This window comes from Aerococcus sp. HMSC062A02, from assembly GCF_001809535.1.
Taxonomy (GTDB): Bacteria; Bacillota; Bacilli; order Lactobacillales; family Aerococcaceae; genus Aerococcus.
In genome coordinates, this window is sequence record NZ_KV797912.1 from 1 (window position 1) to 18400 (window position 18400).

Consider the following 18400-nt stretch of genomic DNA (forward strand, 5'->3'; position numbering starts at 1 on the left):
CCGAACCCGACTATAAAGGGTGTGAGGGCTGGCGTTTAGACTCGGATGATTGGAGCAAGTCGGAAAAAGAGCGAAGTATTCGCTCGTTTCAGACTTGTGAAATCACTCCGAGTCTGCCAGGCCGAACCCAGCTAGGGTGTGAAGGTAGGCGTATAATTCTAACTGGCTAGCGCATTGCCTATTTGCATTCGGAGAGCCCGAATACAGGTAGCAGGTGTGCAGTCTGCATTCGGAAGGTCTGAATACAGATAGCGAGCGCCCAATTTGCACTCGGAGGGTCTGAGTGCAGATAGCAAGTGATCAATTTGCATTCGGAGGGTTCGAGTACAGATAGTAAGTATCCGCTCTGCATTCGGAGGCTCTAAATGCAGATAGCAAGTATCAATCGACACGCGATGCCCCTGCATGCCAATAAAAAACATACTTTTTCGGCCAAAAGGCAAATAGCGAGCCTAATCAAATCAATTTTCAAGAAACACCTACCATGAGTTTAAGCGCACAAACAACAATTAAGGAGGATTCAATGACTTATCCAAACACTTGGCAGCTCGACGACCTCTACCCAGGCGGGGTGGCAGGGTCAGCTTTTAAGGAAAGCCTTGAAGCTGCCAAAATTGAAAAAGAACTTTTAAGTAAGAAAGTGAAAGCCTTCGAAGCTAAAAGCGAAGAAGCGGATCAAGACCTCTACCAACTCATCCAAGACTTGGAGGGCCTGGAAGAGGAACTAGTGACCCTGGATAGTTTTGCCCAAATGGCAGCAGACACCGATATTCAAGCAGAGGCACCAGTCTTAGCCCTCGACCGAGTTGGCCAACTCCTGGAAAGCTTCGACGGGCTTGCTTTAAACTTTGACCAGAAGCTCCTTGCTTGGTCTGAGGCTGAATGGCAAGAAGTCTTGGCGAGTCCCTTGCTTGCGCCTTACCGCTTCCACTTAGAAGAGCGCCGCCGAGAAGCTAGTCAGGCCCTGGACCCGAAAACAGAACGTTTGCTTTTGGCCTTGGATCGCGATGGTATCGAAGCTTGGTCCCAGACCTACGATAGCCTGGTTGCTTGCCTCCATATCCAACCTGAAGGCAGTAAGACTACATATTCAGTCGGCCAGGCTATGAACCATATGCTGGACGATCCGGATCCCAAGAAACGGGCAGCTTTCTTCAAGGCCTGGGAAGCCGCCTTTACTGAAATGGGGCCAGTTTTTGCCCGCCTTCTAAACCACCTTGCAGGCTACCGGATGACTGAGCAGAAGGCCCATGGGGATGACTTTCTCGAGGAGCCTCTGCGCCAGAACCGGATGACCTACCATACTTTAGGAGCCATGTGGGAAGCGGTAGATGCGGCTCGTCCGGACCTCCTGCAATTCCTTAAGACCAAACAAAAATTATTGCAACTGGATAAGTTAAATTGGCAAGACGTCGCTGCACCCTTGACCCTCAGTGACAGCCAGGTTCAGCGCTATACATGGGAAGAAGCTTGCCAATTTGTTGTCGACCACTTCCGGAAGACTAGTGACGAAATGGCGGACTTTGCGGACCAAGCCCTCAAGGCAGGCTGGGTGGAAGCGGAAGACCGGCCAGGTAAGCGTCCAGGCGGTTACTGCACGGAGCCCCTGGCCAATGGCGAATCGCGGATCTTTATGACTTTTACTGGGTCTGCCCAAGATGTCAGTACCCTAGCCCATGAGCTAGGCCATGCCTTCCATTCCTATGTCATGCGGGACTTATCGACCTGGCAGCAGGGCTATGCCATGAATGTGGCGGAAACCGCTTCTACCTTGGCAGAAAACTTGATTGCTAGCAGTCAATTAGCGGAAGCCAAAGATCCTGGCCAGCGTCTCCAGTTGCTCAACGCTAAGCTGGAGAACACGACGGCCATGTTTATGGATATCCGAGCACGTTATCTCTTTGAGAAGAATTTTTACAGTGAACGTCAAGCCGGCTATGTGGGGGAAGAGCGTCTGAACCAGCTGATGGTGTCAGCCCAGCGCGAAGCCTTTGCAGGAGCGCTGGATAGCTACCACCCGCATTTCTGGGCCAGCAAGCTGCACTTCTTTATTTCAGATGTGCCTTTCTACAACTTCCCTTATAGCTTCGGTTATCTCTTTAGCCAGGGAATTTTGGCCGAATTGATGAAAGATCCGGACCACTTCACTGAACGCTATGTGGCTCTCTTGAGGGATACAGCGGTAATGACTGTCGAAGACCTGGCGGCTAAACACTTAGGCGTTGACCTGACCCAGATCGATTTCTGGCAGGAAGGCGTCGCGCTAGCCCTCCAAGATGTCCGTGCCTTTGTCCACGAAGGGCAAACTTATTTAGAAAACTACCAATAGGAGAAAATTATGGATTATGAAACATTAGAAGAGCTCTTACCCCTAGCTGAAGAAGGGAAAATGGTCCTCGGCTTGGATACTATGGCTCAATTAATGGCAGACTTGGGCAATCCCCAAGATCAATTGCCCACCATCCACATTGCTGGGACTAATGGCAAGGGGTCAGCAGCCATGATGCTAGCAACGATTCTAGAAGAAGCGGGCTATAAGGTGGGACTTTATACCTCGCCTTCCATCATGTCCTTTAATGAGCGGATCATGGTCAACCGGGTGCCTGTCTCCGATGAAGCGATTATCCGGGCAGCCCAGGCTATCAAGGGGTCCTGTGAGCGCTTAGACCTCCACCTGACAGAATTCGAAGTCTATACCGCTATGGCTTGGTTAATCTTTGCCGACCAAGCCTGTGATCTGGTTGTTCTGGAGGTAGGTCTCGGGGGCCGCTTGGATGCGACCAACCTGGTGAAGGCTCCCTTAGTCACTTTACTGATGAAGATTGCCTTCGATCATGTCGGTATCTTAGGCCACAGTCTAGGCGAAATTGCTGGCGAAAAAGCAGGCATTATTAAAGCCGGCCGCCCCGTGATTTCCTACCCTCAGGATCCTGAAGCCAAGACTGTCATCCAAGCTAAGGCGGAAGAAATGGGCGCGCCGTATTTAGAAGTTGATCCTGATGACATCCGAGCCTTGCCTAGCGACCAAGCCCGTAAGCAAGTCTTTAGTTATAAAGGACAGACCTGGCAGCTCAACCTCCTGGAGGCCCACCAATTGCAGAATGCTAGTGTGGTCCTGGAAGCTGTCGAGAGCTTGCGCCAGCAGGGCTATCCTGTTACTGACCAAGCGCTTGCCCGAGGCCTGGACCAAGTGAAATGGCAAGCCCGTTTTGAAATTATGCACGACCAGCCTACCATTGTTGTCGATGGTTCGCATAATTTAGATGGGGTCAGTCAGCTTAAGCTCAACTTAGAGCGCTATTTTCCCGACCAAGGAATCGTTGCCATTATGGGCATGCTGGCGGATAAAGACGTGACCCATGCAGTTGCCGAGATTGTTCCGATCTTGGATCAGATTGTCACTGTCCGCCCAAATACGCCCCGAGCTTTAAGTGCTCAAGAACTCAGGGATAAAATCGTTTCCATATACCCTGAACAATATGATACAATAGTTCCATCTGATTCTTATGAAGACGCCTTCAATAAAGCGATGAAATATTTAAGCCAGGATGATGTCTTAGTCATTTTCGGGAGTTTCTATTATGTAGGCTACATGAGGAATCTAATCAATAAGAAGTTAGGAAATGATATTTAAATGGATAAAGTAAAGATTGAACAAGCAATTCGTGACTTATTAATCGGAATTGGGGAAGACCCCGACCGGGAAGGTTTGCAGGAAACGCCGAAACGGGTGGCTAAGATGTATGCTGAACTCTTGGATGGTTACCAAAGAACCCCCTCCCAACACATGGAAAAACAGTTCACGGCTGAAGATAGTGAACTAGTCTTAGTCAAGGATATTCCCTTCCATTCCATGTGTGAGCACCACCTCTTGCCCTTCTACGGGGTTGGCCATATTGCCTATGTACCCGGAGCAGACAAGGTAGTTGGCTTAAGCAAACTGGCGCGAATCTTAGAGGATATCAGCCTCCGACTCCAATTACAGGAACAGATCACAACAGAAGTGGCGCATACGATTGCTGATAATCTCGAAGTGGAAGGTGTCTTTGTCGTTCTTGAAGCAGAGCACATGTGCATGTCCATCCGGGGCGTCCATAAAGAAGGAGCTTCTACCGTAACCAAGTCCGCTCTGGGTTGCTTTAAGGAAAACTCCGAACTGCGTAAAGAAGTCCTATCGATGATCCGAGCTTAGGAGTGGGTCTTGTGAAAGAAGATTGCATTTATTTAAATGGTTTGAATTTCTATGCCTACCACGGCCTCTTTCCGGAAGAGACCAAGCTCGGCCAGCGTTTCATTGTTGACCTGGCCCTCTACTTGGATCTGAGCCGGGCCGGGCAGACGGACCAAATGACTGACAGTGCCCACTATGGCGAAGTTTATGACAGTGTCAAGCGGGTTGTCGAAGGGGAGCCTTTCAAGTTGATTGAACGTCTGGCCCAAGCCATTGCCGATGAGGTCCTGGCTAGCCAAGATTTGGTGGACGCCCTGCAGGTCAAGGTCACCAAACCCGATCCACCGATTCCGGGCCATTACGATTCAGTCGCTGTCGAGATTTACCGTGAACGCCATTAGGAAGGAGAGCTGTTATGCCACTTGAAACCCACCATGCCTACATTGCCCTGGGGTCTAACATTGAGCCACGCCGGGAGTTTTTGAACCGGGCGATTAAGGCTTTGGACCGGAATGAGTCTACCTCCGTTGTCCAAAAGTCCCATGTCTATGAAACGGTACCCAAGGGCTATGCCGACCAAGCAGACTTTTTGAATATGGTTCTCGAAGTCGAAACCACCTGCGATCCCTTCGCCTTATTAGGGATTGCCCAGCAGATTGAAGATGATCTCAACCGGGTGCGGACGATTAAGAACGGGCCACGAACTATTGACGTGGACCTGCTCGCCTACGAAGATCAAATCATTGACCATGAAATCTTGGAATTACCCCATCCTCGCATTCAAGAGCGCGCCTTCGTCCTCTTCCCCATGGCAGAGATTGCAGCGGATTTTGTCTTACCTGGTACGGGTCAGACCATCCAAGCCTTGCGTGATGCCCTGCCTGAAGCAGAGAAGGCGGATGTGCGGATTTACGAATAGCAGGATGCCCAGCGACGAGAGGTCCTGGGCTTTTCTTCTAGAATTGGGCGGATGAGCATGCCTTCCGCTTTTGAATTTGATTTTTAAATTCTGAGAGGATCACTACCGTCTGGAACAAAAGTTTCATCTAAGTTTTAGATAAGCGACTTTTGACAAGGCTCTTTTTCAAGATTTTCTTGAAGGCTTATACTTTGGTATTTCAATGATTTTATGCTATTGTAAACATAAATCTACCAAGTTAATTAAAGAGAGAAAAGAGTGATTCAAAATGGCTGAAGAAATCAAACGAGAAAATGATTTAAATTTTGATGCGCAAGCGATTGAAACAATTGCGAGCCGTGCCGTTCTAGAAGTCGATGGGGTCCTAACTACTCAAGGGAACGCCTTCAATACGGCCTTGTCCCAAGCTGCTAACTTCGCTGACCAAGTTAAAGAAAAAGCTCAAGAAAGCTTCTCTGATGACGACCAAGGGGATGAGAAAGAAGGTCAAGACCAGGAAGAGGACAAGGGACATGAAGAAGGGGACCACTACCAAGACGGCGTGAACGCTGAAGTTGGCAATGTGGAAGTTGCCGTGGACCTCGATATTGTCGTTGCTTACGGTAAGGAAATCCCTAAGATATTTGATGAAATTGTTGAAAATGTCAACAAACGCATCCATGAAGCAACGGGCTTAGAAGTTGTGGAAGTGAATGTCAATGTCCGCGATATCATGACGGAAGAAGACTATCGCAAGGTCCACTACAAACAATTTCCCGATGACTAATTAGCATGCAATTGAACAAACTCTCTAGAAATCCAGGCGTGTGGATAGCTAGGGAGTTTTTGTTTGGCTACTTTTTATTAAAGCTTCCATTTGAAAGTTAACCTGATCCTACTTGCTAATGGAGCCCCCATTTGAAAGTTGCTCCAGGTCTAAGAATGAAAATAACCTAGTAAGGAGGCAATAATCCTTACTAGGTTATTTATTATTTTAAATTTCTAACCGCGCGCCCTCACACCCTGTGTAGTCGGGTTCGAGGATGCAGAAAGGGCTCCTCTTCGCAAAGATCCGTCGAAGACTTGCAGTCTTCTCTGGCTCTTTGCTCCAGAGCTCCCTTTCTCCCGCATCCTCTCACACCCTTCCTTTTTTTGTGTTTCTTTTGGGGATTTGATAGAATATATAGAGATAATTAGGAAGTGAGGGTGTGTTATGGTGGCTTATAATAATGATGATGGTTTGTCTTTTGGCAAGCCTCTGCATGCGATTGATGTGGGGGATACGTTTACCATGACGGAACGTTTTCGGGAGCGGGATATTCTCCTCTATATGGGGGTAACCAATGATATTAATCCCCGCTATTTGAAGACGGAGGAGGCCCACCAGGAGGTTGATCTGGAGACGGTGATTCCGCCGATTGCCTTGATGGGGGCGATTACGCGGACGGTTTCCATGCATTTCCCGGGGCCGGGTTCCATGTTGGTGGAGATGAATTTCACGATTAATAAGGCTATCCGCCACGATTCGACCATCACCTATCATTTTGAAGTGATTCGGATTGAGGAATGGCGGGGTTATGTGACCATCCATGTCATCGGCAATAACGAAACCACCGGGGAGGACCGGGTTTTGGATGCCATGCTGATGGTCCTTCCGCCCGAAGAAGCCCTGACTGACCAACCCAAAATTATTGATTCGAGTGAATTGAAGCGTGTTGATGGAGGCGATGTAAACAGTGACTAAAAAAAATAAATTACTTTTATTCGATGGCTCTTCTTTGGCTTTTCGGGCCTTCTATGCTATTCAAAATTTGGATTCTTTTGTCAATAAGAATGGCTTGCATACCAATGCCCTCTATGCCTTCCATGCCATGCTGAAGACGGTCTTGGATAAGGAAGAACCGACCCATGCCTTGGTGGCTTGGGATGCGGGGAAGACCACCTTCCGAACGGAGATGTACGATGATTACAAGGGCGGCCGGCAGAGTGCGCCGGATGAATTCCGGGAGCAGATGCCTTTCTTTAACGTCTTATTAGATGCTTTCGGTCTGGCTCATTATGAACTGGCTAATTATGAAGCCGATGATATTATCGGGACCCTGGCCTTACAGGCTGATCCAGAGACCTTCGATGTGGTGGTTATTTCGGGTGACCGAGACCTGACTCAGCTGGCCCGCGACAATATCCGCGTGGACATTACTCGGCGCGGGGTCAGCCAATTGGAAGAATATACGCCCGCTTCAATCCAGGAAAACTGGCAAATCACTCCTGAACAGATTGTGGACATGAAGGGACTCATGGGCGATTCTTCCGATAATTATCCTGGCGTCACTGGGATTGGCGAGAAAACAGCCCTCAAGCTCCTCCACGAATTTGGGTCTATGGAGGGCGTTTACGACAATATTGATAAGGTTTCCGGCAAAAAGCGCAAAGAAAACCTCATTAAGGACAAAGAAGCCGCCTTCCTATCCAAAAAACTTGCCCGGATCTTAGACGATGCTCCATTAGAAATTGGCTACGACGACATCAAGAAGCGGGACCTTGACCAAGAAGCCCTGCTAGACTTCTACAAGGAAATGAACTTCAACCGCTTTATGACTGATCTCTTGGAAGATTCCGATCTCTCGGACCAAGTCCAAGCGGAAGCTCGAGACATTCCTTACCAAGTTTTGACAGAAGCAGACCAAGTGACGGCTGAGATTTTTCAAGCGGAAGAGATGGCCTTTTATGGTGAAATGTTTGCCAAGAACTACCACCAAGGGGAGATTATTGCCTTCGCATTGGGGAATTCTGACCAGGTCTATGTCCTGCCCAAAGAAGTGGCCTTAGCGTCGTCCGCCTTCCGAGAATGGGCGGAAGATGCTAGTCGCACCAAGCAGGTCTTCGATGCCAAGCGGACCAAGGTCATGTTGGCCCGGGAAGGGATCGACTTCCAAGGGGTGTCAGAAGATGTCCTGATTGCTTCCTACCTGGTCCATGCCAAGGATAATTCCAATGACCTAGCGGAAGCGGCTCGTGAATTCGGAATTGATGACCTGGCCTATGACGAAATGGTCTACGGCAAGGGCAAGAAGCAGGCCGTTCCAGAAGATGAAAGCCAGATGCACGACCATCTCGCCCGGAAGATTGATGTGATCTGCCGGATGGTGCCCATAGCCAAAGAACGCCTGGCAGCAGACCAGATGACAGAACTCTACCGCGATATGGAACTGCCCCTGGCCCTGGTCTTGGCTAACATGGAGATTCGGGGGATTCGTGTTGAGCGGTCTACCCTAGAAGCCATGCATGAAGCCATCGAAGGTCAGCTGGATGACCTAGAAGCTGCCATCTACCAAGAAGCTGGCCATGAATTCAATATCAATTCTACCCAACAATTGAGCGATGTCCTCTTCGAAGAGATGGGCTTGCCTGCTGGTAAAAAGACCAAGTCCGGCCACTATTCGACAGCCCAATCGGAATTGGAGAAATTACAGGGCAAGGCAGAGATCGTCGACTTAATCTTGGATTATCGCCAGCTGGCTAAGTTGCAATCGACTTATATCGAGGGCATCCAGAATTTTATCCAAGAGGACCACAAAGTCCATACCCGCTTTATCCAGACCCTGACCACTACGGGGCGCTTGTCTTCGGCAGACCCGAACTTGCAAAATATTCCGATTCGGACAGAGAACGGTCGGAAGATCCGCCAAGCCTTTGTTCCATCTGAACCGGGTTGGAAGATCTTCTCATCGGACTATTCGCAGATCGAACTCCGGGTCCTCGCCCATATTTCAGGCGATGAGCACTTGCAGAAGGCCTTCAAGGAGAACCGGGACATTCACCGGACCACGGCTAGCCGCGTTCTCGGCATTGACGAGGTAGATGTAACACCTAATCAGCGCCGGGATGCCAAGGCAGTAAACTTCGGGATTGTCTATGGGATTTCCGACTATGGACTCAGTAAGAACCTCAATATTTCCCGGCCCCAAGCCAAGGCCTTCATTGATTCTTACTTCGATAACTTCCCCAAGGTTAAGGTCTACATGGATGAGATTGTGGAATCCGCTCGCGAGAAGGGTTATGTGGAAACCCTCTTCCACCGCCGCCGCTACCTGCCTGATATTAAGGCGCGCAACTTTAACGTGCGGTCCTTCGCCGAACGGACAGCCATGAATACACCAATCCAGGGGACAGCCGCTGATATTATCAAGCTAGCCATGTTGAAAATGGAGGCTGCCCTAGAAGAGGAAGGACTCCAAGCCAAACTGCTCATCCAAGTCCACGATGAGCTGATCTTCGAGGCGCCCGAAGAAGAAATCGCCCGCCTGGAAGAATTAGTGCCACAAGTGATGGAATCCGCCGTTGAATTGGACGTGCCTCTAATTGTGGATAGTAACTATGGCGATACTTGGTACGATGCCAAATAAGGTGTTTGTCGCTTAATAGCTAATCGTAGGCTCATATAGAGGCTGCAGGTGAGCATCCGTTCCGTTTTTGCTCATCACTAGCAGACCTATCGATTATTGCGCCAACCACTGCAAATTTGTATTTAAAAGTATTAAGATATAGATAATGCTTGGCCGCGGACAGCTTTGCGGCCAGGCTTTTCACTTTCAGATGAAAGGAGGATGAAAGATGCCAGAATTACCTGAAGTGGACCGGGTCCGCCAGGGGTTGGAAGACTTAGTGCTAGGATCTAGGGTGACCGGACTTAGCTTAAGCTGGCCCAAGATAATTGACCGGCCTAGCCCTGAAGAATTTGAAGCCATTATGCCGGGACTGCGCCTCGAGGGCTTAGGACGCCGGGGCAAGTATTTAATCTTTGACTGGGGCGATTGGGCTTGGATCAGCCATTTGCGGATGGAAGGCAAGTGGCTAGTCCTGCCCAGCGACCAGGCCGTAGATAAGCACACCCACCTCGTTCTCCAGCTCGATGATGGCCGCGACCTCCGCTACCATGATGTTCGCAAGTTTGGCCGCATCCGGCTATTTCCCAAAGCAGAGATGGACGATGAATTAGCCCGGCTTAACTTGGGACCGGAACCTTGGAATTTGGATGCCGATACTTTTTACCAGCAGCTTCAGCGGCGGAAGTTGGCCATTAAGCTGGTGCTCCTGGACCAACATGTGGTGGCAGGGATTGGCAATATCTATGCCGACGAAATTCTTTACCGGAGCCGCCTCCATCCTGAGCAGCCGGCTAACACGGTGTCCAGGCTGAAGTCCAACCGCTTAGTCCATTATGCTGAGGAAGTGATTGGGGAGGCCATGGCCAAGGGTGGGACGACGATTCGTTCTTATACTGATGCCCTGGGCCACAGTGGGGGCTTCCAACAGACCCTCAATGCTTACGGACGGGCAGGGCTGCCCTGTCCCCGCTGTCAGACCCCGATGAAGAAGATCAAGGTCGGTCAGAGGGGGACAACTTTTTGTCCACGCTGCCAAGTCTTAAAGAAGGAAAGGAGATAAGATGACATTTCATTTAGGATTAACCGGATCCATTGCAACGGGCAAGAGCTCGGTCAGCAAGCACTTCCAGTCCCTAGGCTATCCCATTGTCGATGCCGATTTGGGGAGCCGGGCTGTGGTTGAACCCGGCCAGCCAGGACTGGAAGCCATCCGGGAACATTTTGGGGAGGACTATATCTTTCCCAACCAGACCATTAACCGAAAAAAATTAGGCCAGCTCATTTTTGCGGATGACCGGGCCCGCCAAGAGCTGAACCAGCTTCTTCAACCCCATATCCGTCAGTGGATCATCCAAGAGGCCCAAGCCTATGATGCTGCAGGGCACGACTTAGTTGTTCTTGACATTCCCTTGCTCTATGAAGAAGGCTACCAGGCAGACTGTGACCAGGTGATGGTGGTCTACTGTTCCGAGTCGGTTCAATTGGAACGCTTGATGGCCCGCGACCAGCTCAGTGAAGGGGAGGCCTTCCAGCGGATATGTTCCCAGATTTCTATCGAACGCAAGGCAGAGTGGGCGGATATTCTAATCGATAACGGTAGGGACCTGTCCTATACCTACCAACAAGTAGATGCTTGGCTAGGAATCAGCGGTTTTAGCCCAAATCCTGTCGCTGAATAGCTGTGCTTATGCTATAATAGGCATGAAAACGTCCTTCTTGTAAAGAAATAGGTGAGAATCTTATGCAATGCCCAAAATGCCATCATGATAATACCAAAGTGGTGGATAGCCGTCCCACCGAGGAAGGGAGTGCTATCCGCCGTCGCCGGGCTTGTTTGGCCTGCGACTACCGCTTTACCACCTTTGAGCGGGTGGAACAGCCACCACTGCTAGTGATTAAGCGCGACGGTAACCGCCAGGAATTCTCGCGGGAGAAATTACTGCGCGGCATGGTCCGGTCTTGTGAGAAACGGCCCGTTGCCTTGGAGGACTTGAAGCGCTTAGTGTCAGAGATTGAGTCTGAATTGCGGGCCCGGCCCCATGATGAAGTCTCCTCCCAGGATATTGGAGAGATGGTCATGGACCGCCTGCCTGCTATTGATGAAGTGGCCTATATCCGTTATGCGAGTGTCTACCGCCGTTTTGAAGACCCGACTGTCTTCTTAGAAGAGATTGAATCCCTCCGCCAACTGCAGCGCAAGCAGGTTGAGGGCCAGCAGAACCTCGACTTGGATGGAGACACAGACTAGAAGGGAGTGTTAATTTGGCCTTTATCCCATGGGAAAGTTTAGAACCACAGAGCGGCCTTATCATCTACCAGAAAGAATGGCTTTCGGAAAATGATATGGCTGTTTTTCTTCACCTCTACCAGCCTATGCTGGGGGCGGAGAGTGCGGCCCTCTACCAGAGCTTGCGTGCCCAGATTGAAGTCGGGGCCTGGCACTCCTCGATTCTCCGGCACTCGGACTTGATGGAGCAATTGGTGATGGGCAAGGAAGAGTATATCCGGGCTAGGCAGCGGCTGGAGGCCCTGGGCTTGGTCCAAGTCTTCCAAAACCAGAATCCCGACAAACAGGTCCAGACCCGCTATGACTTGTTAGCACCCTTGCCGGCGGATAAATTCTTTACCGATTCACTGATGTCGTCCTTGCTCATTTATTATGTGGGTGAAGACCGCTTTCACCGCTTGGTTGATCGCTTTTCCTGGCAGCCCTACCAGGCTTTGGAGCAGGCGGACTGGCGGGACGTGACGGCTTCCTTCCGTGATGTCTACCGCTTGCCCCAGGCCATCTACCCGGTCAGTCAGGAGACCCGGGAACACTTGGTCCGTACCAATGAAGGAGACAAGCATTTTGACCTGGGCCAGGACTCTAAGTTCGATCTCCAGGCCTTTAAGGAGCTCCTCCAGGGTAGCTTTGTGGGGGAGAAGGCGCTGACTAAAGAAGTGATCGATATGACCCAGACCCTCCACGAAATTTTTGGCTACGATGAGGTCAGCCTCCAGCGAATGGCCCTAGAAGCCTGTGATATCAAAGAAAATAAGATTGATCTGGACAAGTACCAGGCTATTGCCCTGGCCCAGGCTGAAGCCGATAACAAGGCCCCGCTCAAGGAACGCAGTCAGGAATTCCAGGAAGTACAAGCCCAGGCCCAGGAAGAAGCTCAGAAGCTCTGGAAAGAACAAGGCTTGAGTGATGAAGATCTGGCATTTACAGCGACCCTGCGCAATTACCCCTCGGTGCCTTTTGCCAAGTCGATCAAGGACCAGCAGGGGGGCTTTTTGACCAAGAATGAGACCCAGGCCATTGGAGACATCCTCCAGATGGGCATACTCAATCCGGCTACTCTTAATGTTATGATTCACTATTACCTAGTGGAAGACGGCAAGGACCGCTTGAGCCGCCCCTTGTTAGAAGCCACGGCAGATGATTGGAGCCAGCACAAGGTGGACTCACCCGAAGCTGCCTTGCTCTACCTACGCGGCCGGCTCGACCATCAAAAACAAGCCAAGATCAAACGTATGCAGCAGAAACGCCAAGCCCGCTACCAAAAGAGAAATTATCAAAAACGCCCAGGCCGCGAAGAAGTCAAGCCCAAGTGGTTTAAAGCTGGCGAAGAGGCGGCCAAGCCAGCTGACCAGACGAACCAGCAAAGGACGGACCAGTCTCAAAACTTGCGCGACCTAATCGCCCAAAGGCACAAGGAGGATCGTTAAGATGCAAAATATCGGACCAGAAATCAAAAAAATCCTAGAGCAAAAGGACTACAAAGAAAGACTTAAGGAAATTCAAGCAGAGGCCCTCAGCGATCCCGACGTCCAAGCCTTTATCAACCAGCACCAGGACCAGGTGGATGAGGCCATGATCCAGCGTAGCTTGTCTAAGATCTATGAATTCGTCCAAGAAAAGAAGCGAATCCAAGCGGGCTATGAGCCCAAGATCCCTAATTTCCACCCCCAATTGCAGATGAATGTGAACTATATTGATGTCCAATATGTGGCTAATGAGGATTATTTGGCCAAGCAAGCGGAGCTCAAGCGCGACCGCCGGATTACCCTGGTGGACCTGCCCAAGTCTCTGCGTGAAGCAAATTTCGACCAATTCGATGTCGATGACCCTGCCCGTCAGGAAGCGGCTAGCCGGGCTTTGACTTTTACCACGGCCTATCTCAAGGCCCCCGACCGCTTCCACAAGGGCCTCTATTTCCACGGGGCCTTCGGGGTAGGGAAGACCTTCCTCCTTGCGGCTATTGCCAATGATTTGGCGGACAAGGGGTATGAAACGACCCTGGTCCACTACCCGCAGTTTGCTCAATCGATCAAGCAGAGCATCGCTAGTAACACTGTCCAGGACAAGCTGGAAGCCCTGCAGAAGGCGCCCCTCCTTATGCTCGATGACATCGGTGCTGAGAGCAATTCCGCCTGGCTCAGGGATGATATCCTGGGGGTTATCCTCCAATACCGGATGAACGAACAGCTACCCACCTTCTTTTCTTCTAACTTTAACTTTGAAGAATTGGAGACCCACCTAGCACGGACAAATTCTGGAGATATCGAGGACGTCAAGGCGGGGCGGATTATGGAACGAATTGCCTTCCTCGCTGAAGAAATCGAAGTCGGTGGGCGTAACCGACGCCATGATTAAGAACAATATTGTGTATTTTAGCTGACAAAAAGTCTCTCAACTAGGCTAGATCAAGGGTCTAGTTGGGAGACTTTTTGTTTTGAAGGATAGCTAGGATTTTTTCTGGATTAAAAGTCATATAATTTGCATTTAGGGGAAATAAAGGCTAATCTAAGGATATAAGAGATACTTGTTATTTTTTAAATTGAATATGAATAGGGGGGAGCCTTCCTATGAACGGATTTGTTAAATTCATCCAAGTTCTAGGTGCTTTAATTGCAATCTTAGCCTTGCTTGCAGCTATCGCTGTGCTGTATCCGATTCCTTACTTGACGGAATTTGTTGCCTATTATGTCTTAGGCATTCCGGAAGTCAGCACCACGGTTGCTATTGTCTTGGCTGTAGTAGCTGTAATTGCGCTCATCTTCCTGCTCTATGCTTGCTTTGCCACCTCAAAGAAGGCCTGGTTGCAAGTGGACACTGAGCATGGTGAGGTTAGGGTTGACCACACGGTAGCAGAAGCAGCTGCGACACATGCTGCGCGCTCAGTTGATGCGGTCAAGCACCCACAAGCTGAAGCTAAGATGGGCAATCATCCAGGGGACACCAAGCTGGACGTTACCGTAGATGTTAGCCAAGACGCACCCGTTGCGACCATTGCTAAAGCTGTCCAAGAACAGGTGGAAGCAGCTGTTGGCCGTAAGCTCGGCGGCAAGCCAGGGTCCGTCAATGTTAAAGTCAACCAAATTGATACCCGCGCGGCTCAAGCTCAAGCAGCTCAGAATGCACCACGCGTGAGATAGTTAAAGGAGGAGGCCTTGCAATGAAACAACCACCAGAGTCATGGTATGCCTATAGATGGCGTATTATCTGTACCGCTGCAGCTTTCTTATTTACTGTCATCAGTTTGGCAAGCAATATTGGGACCGCTATTTTGGTGGCCGTCCTTGCGGTAGCTGGTTTTTACGCTGGTAAATATTTTGACAAGAATTTATAAAAATTCGAAGGCATATTATTTGAAAAAATTTGAGAAATCAGTATGATTAGAGTACAAGCAATTGTAATAAATTTTTTGGAGGATGATAATCATGGCAGAACAAAAAGCTAATGAACAAAACCAAGTACAACACGAAAATGAATTAACTTTCGCTGACAAGGTTCTCGAAAAAATCGCGAACTATTCAGTACAAGGCGTTGAAGGAATCCTTGAATTACAAGGTGGCTTCACTTCAGGTATTAAAGGCTTCTTCTCAGGCTCCGGCGAAGACGAAACAAAAGGCGTTAGCGCAGAAGTAGGTAAGAAAGAAGTTGCTTTAGACTTAGAAGTTATTGCTGAATATGGCAAGGACATTCCTGCTGCTTTCGAATCAGCAATCAAGAAAATCTCTGACAATGTTAACAAGATGACTGGCTTAAAAGTTGTTGAAGTTAACATGAACGTTAACGATGTTGTAACTCGTGGCGAATGGGAACGTAAACAAAACGAAGAACAACGTAAAGCTGCTGAAGAACGTCGTCGTGCACACGAAGACGGTGAATACTCAGACGGTTCACGCGTTCAATAATTACGAAACACCAGCAAAGCTTGGGCTCCTTGCCCAAGCTTTTTTGTTCTTTATAACATGGTAAGATGAATCTGTCGTCCGCTTCTGGATTTGACCCTTAAATGCTTAGGGGACCAACACGGCTGCCCTGTCTTGTACTTTATCCGTAAAGCGCTCAAGCCCCAACGGCTAAAGCCTAGCATCGGCTCGAGTCAAGCCCACACATCTTTTTTAAAAAGTCTGCCTTGCTTTTTCATCTGAATAGTGCTTTAATAGGGTTAGACTAGTTAAGCGCCAGTGATGGAGACAAAGTTTTTGTTTGAATGCTAGAGACGGATTGTTTGGTGGAAGATCCGCAAACAGAGATGGTGACCACTCCGGAGGCTTTCAATGATTGAAGTTGAACGGTGAACCCCGATATCGGTCATGAACGAGTGCCTAAATAGGCAAAAATTGGGTGGAACCACGTATTGATTAAGATGACGTCCCTAATTGAAGGAAACTTCAGTTAGGGCTTTTTTTATTTTACAAGGAGGATAACCATGCAAATTACATTTCCAGATGGAGCAGTCAAAGAATTTGAAGCCGGTGTTTCTGGCCGCGAAGTTGCCAAATCTATCTCAAACAGCTTGGCTAAACGCGTTTTGGCTTATAAATTAGATGGTCAGTTGAAGGGCCTAGATGAACCCATTCAGGAGGGTGGAGCGATTGAATTAATTGATCCTAAGTCCAATGAAGAGGAAGCCTTGGAAATCTTGCGCCACTCGAGCGCCCACTTGCTCGCCCAAGCCCTGCGCCGGATCTATCCAAACATCCACTTTGGTGTAGGTCCTGCCATTGAGAATGGTTTCTACTATGACACCGACAACGGCGAAGGCCAACAAGTCAAGGAAGAAGACCTGCTAGCTATCCAAGCAGAAATGGAAAAGATTGTCCAAGAAGATTTCCCAATCGAAGGCCGTGAAGTGAGCCGGGAAGAAGCCAAGGAAATTTTCAAGGAAGACCCTTACAAGCTGGAATTAATCCACGACCTGCCTGAAGACGAAACCATTACCATCTACAGCCAAGGGGAATTTACTGACCTCTGCCGCGGCGGCCACGTGCCATCAACCGGCTATATCAAGCACTTCCAGTTGCTTTCTTTAGCTGGGGCTTACTGGCGCGGGGATTCTGACCGTCCAATGATGCAACGGGTGTATGGGACAGCCTACTTTAATGAAAAGGACCTGAAAGCTGACCTCAAACGTCGGGAAGAAGCCAAGGAACGCGACCACCGCAAAGTCGGTAAGGAACTCGACCTCTTCCTCGTATCACCAGAAGTTGGCCAAGGCCTGCCATTCTGGTTACCTGAAGGGGCAACTATCCGCCGTATTCTCGAACGCTACATTGTGGACAAGGAAGTGGCGCAAGGCTACGAACATGTTTATACGCCAATCATGGCCAATGTGGACCTCTACAAGAAGTCCGGTCACTGGGACCACTACCGTGATGACATGTTCCCACCAATGGATATGGGCGACGGCGAACAATTAGTCCTCCGTCCGATGAACTGCCCCCATCATATGGAAGTCTACCAAAACCACATCCACTCCTACCGCGAACTCCCTATCCGGATCGCAGAACTGGGGATGATGCACCGCTATGAAAAATCTGGCTCCCTATCTGGTCTCCAACGTGTCCGTGAAATGACGTTGAACGACGCCCACATCTTTGTCCGTCCAGACCAAATCAAGGATGAATTCACCCGGGTCCTCCACTTGATCCGTGAAGTTTATGAAGACTTCCACATCACTGACTACCGCTTCCGCCTCTCCTACCGCGACCCTAACGACACCAAGAAATACTTCGATGACGATGAAATGTGGGAAAAGGCACAGGCTATGCTGAAGGAAGCTATGGACGACTTGGGACTAGAATACTTCGAAGCAGAAGGGGAAGCGGCCTTCTACGGACCTAAGCTAGACGTTCAAACTAAGACCGCCTTGGGAACTGAAGAAACCCTGTCCACGGTTCAATTGGACTTCCTCTTGCCTGAACGCTTCAATATCACTTATGTCGGTGAAGACGGGCAAAATACCCACCGTCCTGTTGTTATTCACCGGGGTGTCATCTCAACTATGGAACGCTTCGTTGCCTATCTGATCGAAGAATACAAGGGAGCCTTCCCAACTTGGTTAGCGCCAACCCAAGCTGTTTTGATCCCAGTTAACGAAGATGCCCATGCCGACTATGTCTACAAGATTGCTAATGAGATGAAGGCAAAAGGCTTCCGCGTGAAGGTTGACGACCGCAATGAAAAAATGGGCTACAAGATCCGCGAAGCCCAAACCCATAAGATTCCCTTCCAACTTGTCTTTGGTGACAAGGAAATTGAAGAAGGTTCAGTAACGGTCCGCCGCTATGGCTCTAAGAAGACGGAAAGTCAAGACTTCCAAGAATTCTTCGCCAGCTTGCAAGAAGCCGTTGAAAACCACGAATAATTGAATTACTTTAAGTCCAGCTGAATTTTGGCTGGGCTTTTTAGATTTTCTCATAAGCTGTATTTTTGAGCATGCGTTCCGTCTTGAGTTTGATCGTTAAAGAGCCATGGCAACGGCTCGAGCCTCGGTCTCTCGCCTAACGAGACTCAAACGGAGCGTACGGCTGATGCCTACGCCCCATAATTCGCTTCTAGTCGGGTTTAGGCTAGCAGAAATAGCTTCTCTTCACAAAGTCCTTTAGAAGACTTTCAGTCTTCTAAAGGACTTTGCTCCAGAGGTCTATTTCTCCCGCTAGCCT

General features: G+C 49.4%; 17 protein-coding genes. All 17 read left to right on the plus strand.

Annotation, left to right across the window (positions count from 1 at the left end):
• Window positions 1-523: 523 nt before the first annotated feature.
• Window positions 524-2329 carry a M3 family oligoendopeptidase gene (locus HMPREF2626_RS02685; RefSeq protein WP_070617150.1) on the plus strand — a complete coding sequence of 602 codons (1806 nt, stop codon included), beginning with the start codon at window positions 524-526 and terminating at the stop codon, window positions 2327-2329.
• Window positions 2330-2338: 9 nt separating this feature from the next.
• The gene (locus HMPREF2626_RS02690; RefSeq protein WP_070617152.1) at window positions 2339-3634 is read left to right on the plus strand and encodes a bifunctional folylpolyglutamate synthase/dihydrofolate synthase; all 1296 of its coding nucleotides are present in this window, start codon (window positions 2339-2341) and stop codon (window positions 3632-3634) included.
• Window positions 3635-4192 (plus strand): GTP cyclohydrolase I FolE, encoded by a 558-nt coding sequence (gene folE, locus HMPREF2626_RS02695; protein WP_070617154.1) that lies wholly within the window; start codon window positions 3635-3637, stop codon window positions 4190-4192.
• Window positions 4193-4203: 11 nt separating this feature from the next.
• Complete coding sequence (gene folB / locus HMPREF2626_RS02700) at window positions 4204-4572, plus strand: dihydroneopterin aldolase (RefSeq protein ID WP_070617157.1); 369 nt, start codon at window positions 4204-4206, stop codon at window positions 4570-4572.
• Between the two features lie 14 nt (window positions 4573-4586).
• Entirely contained in the window at window positions 4587-5090 is a 504-nt protein-coding gene (folK, locus tag HMPREF2626_RS02705) for a 2-amino-4-hydroxy-6-hydroxymethyldihydropteridine diphosphokinase (protein ID WP_070617159.1), read from the plus strand.
• 268 nt (window positions 5091-5358) lie between these two features.
• Window positions 5359-5856, plus strand: coding sequence for an Asp23/Gls24 family envelope stress response protein (locus tag HMPREF2626_RS02710; protein ID WP_070617163.1), 498 nt, complete (start codon window positions 5359-5361; stop codon window positions 5854-5856).
• A gap of 426 nt (window positions 5857-6282) precedes the next feature.
• Window positions 6283-6813: a hotdog family protein gene (locus HMPREF2626_RS02715; protein WP_070617165.1), complete on the plus strand. Its 531-nt coding sequence runs from the start codon at window positions 6283-6285 to the stop codon at window positions 6811-6813.
• Window positions 6806-9475, plus strand: coding sequence for a DNA polymerase I (gene polA / locus HMPREF2626_RS02720; protein WP_070617167.1), 2670 nt, complete (start codon window positions 6806-6808; stop codon window positions 9473-9475). Before HMPREF2626_RS02715 ends, polA begins: the two co-directional genes overlap by 8 nt.
• Before the next feature lie 208 nt (window positions 9476-9683).
• On the plus strand, window positions 9684-10517 hold the full coding sequence (mutM, locus tag HMPREF2626_RS02725) for a bifunctional DNA-formamidopyrimidine glycosylase/DNA-(apurinic or apyrimidinic site) lyase (protein ID WP_070617168.1): 834 nt from the start codon (window positions 9684-9686) through the stop codon (window positions 10515-10517).
• A 1-nt stretch (window position 10518) separates the two neighbouring features.
• Complete coding sequence (gene coaE / locus HMPREF2626_RS02730; protein ID WP_070617170.1) at window positions 10519-11136, plus strand: dephospho-CoA kinase; 618 nt, start codon at window positions 10519-10521, stop codon at window positions 11134-11136.
• A gap of 62 nt (window positions 11137-11198) precedes the next feature.
• Entirely contained in the window at window positions 11199-11705 is a 507-nt protein-coding gene (gene nrdR / locus HMPREF2626_RS02735; RefSeq protein WP_067975287.1) for a transcriptional regulator NrdR, read from the plus strand.
• Between the two features lie 14 nt (window positions 11706-11719).
• Complete coding sequence (locus tag HMPREF2626_RS02740) at window positions 11720-13171, plus strand: DnaD domain protein (RefSeq protein WP_070617172.1); 1452 nt, start codon at window positions 11720-11722, stop codon at window positions 13169-13171.
• A 1-nt stretch (window position 13172) separates the two neighbouring features.
• Window positions 13173-14099, plus strand: coding sequence for a primosomal protein DnaI (dnaI, locus tag HMPREF2626_RS02745; RefSeq protein WP_070617174.1), 927 nt, complete (start codon window positions 13173-13175; stop codon window positions 14097-14099).
• 212 nt (window positions 14100-14311) lie between these two features.
• Window positions 14312-14881, plus strand: coding sequence for an alkaline shock response membrane anchor protein AmaP (gene amaP, locus HMPREF2626_RS02750; RefSeq protein ID WP_070617176.1), 570 nt, complete (start codon window positions 14312-14314; stop codon window positions 14879-14881).
• Between the two features lie 20 nt (window positions 14882-14901).
• Window positions 14902-15075, plus strand: a complete 174-nt coding sequence (locus HMPREF2626_RS09920) for a DUF2273 domain-containing protein (protein ID WP_083272369.1) — start codon at window positions 14902-14904, stop codon at window positions 15073-15075.
• A 91-nt stretch (window positions 15076-15166) separates the two neighbouring features.
• Window positions 15167-15643 carry an Asp23/Gls24 family envelope stress response protein gene (locus HMPREF2626_RS02755; RefSeq protein WP_070430420.1) on the plus strand — a complete coding sequence of 159 codons (477 nt, stop codon included), beginning with the start codon at window positions 15167-15169 and terminating at the stop codon, window positions 15641-15643.
• 521 nt (window positions 15644-16164) lie between these two features.
• Window positions 16165-18102, plus strand: coding sequence for a threonine--tRNA ligase (gene thrS, locus HMPREF2626_RS02760; RefSeq protein ID WP_070617178.1), 1938 nt, complete (start codon window positions 16165-16167; stop codon window positions 18100-18102).
• Window positions 18103-18400 lie beyond the last annotated feature (298 nt).

Coding starts and splice junctions, on each gene's coding strand:
- HMPREF2626_RS02710 (WP_070617163.1), top strand. CDS start 5,359: ATGGCTGAAGAAATCAAACGAGAAAATGATTTAAATTTTGATGCGCAA.
- HMPREF2626_RS02685 (WP_070617150.1), top strand. CDS start 524: ATGACTTATCCAAACACTTGGCAGCTCGACGACCTCTACCCAGGCGGG.
- thrS (WP_070617178.1), top strand. CDS start 16,165: ATGCAAATTACATTTCCAGATGGAGCAGTCAAAGAATTTGAAGCCGGT.
- coaE (WP_070617170.1), top strand. CDS start 10,519: ATGACATTTCATTTAGGATTAACCGGATCCATTGCAACGGGCAAGAGC.
- folK (WP_070617159.1), top strand. CDS start 4,587: ATGCCACTTGAAACCCACCATGCCTACATTGCCCTGGGGTCTAACATT.
- HMPREF2626_RS02715 (WP_070617165.1), top strand. CDS start 6,283: ATGGTGGCTTATAATAATGATGATGGTTTGTCTTTTGGCAAGCCTCTG.
- folE (WP_070617154.1), top strand. CDS start 3,635: ATGGATAAAGTAAAGATTGAACAAGCAATTCGTGACTTATTAATCGGA.
- dnaI (WP_070617174.1), top strand. CDS start 13,173: ATGCAAAATATCGGACCAGAAATCAAAAAAATCCTAGAGCAAAAGGAC.
- HMPREF2626_RS02690 (WP_070617152.1), top strand. CDS start 2,339: ATGGATTATGAAACATTAGAAGAGCTCTTACCCCTAGCTGAAGAAGGG.
- amaP (WP_070617176.1), top strand. CDS start 14,312: ATGAACGGATTTGTTAAATTCATCCAAGTTCTAGGTGCTTTAATTGCA.
- mutM (WP_070617168.1), top strand. CDS start 9,684: ATGCCAGAATTACCTGAAGTGGACCGGGTCCGCCAGGGGTTGGAAGAC.
- HMPREF2626_RS02755 (WP_070430420.1), top strand. CDS start 15,167: ATGGCAGAACAAAAAGCTAATGAACAAAACCAAGTACAACACGAAAAT.
- HMPREF2626_RS09920 (WP_083272369.1), top strand. CDS start 14,902: ATGAAACAACCACCAGAGTCATGGTATGCCTATAGATGGCGTATTATC.
- nrdR (WP_067975287.1), top strand. CDS start 11,199: ATGCAATGCCCAAAATGCCATCATGATAATACCAAAGTGGTGGATAGC.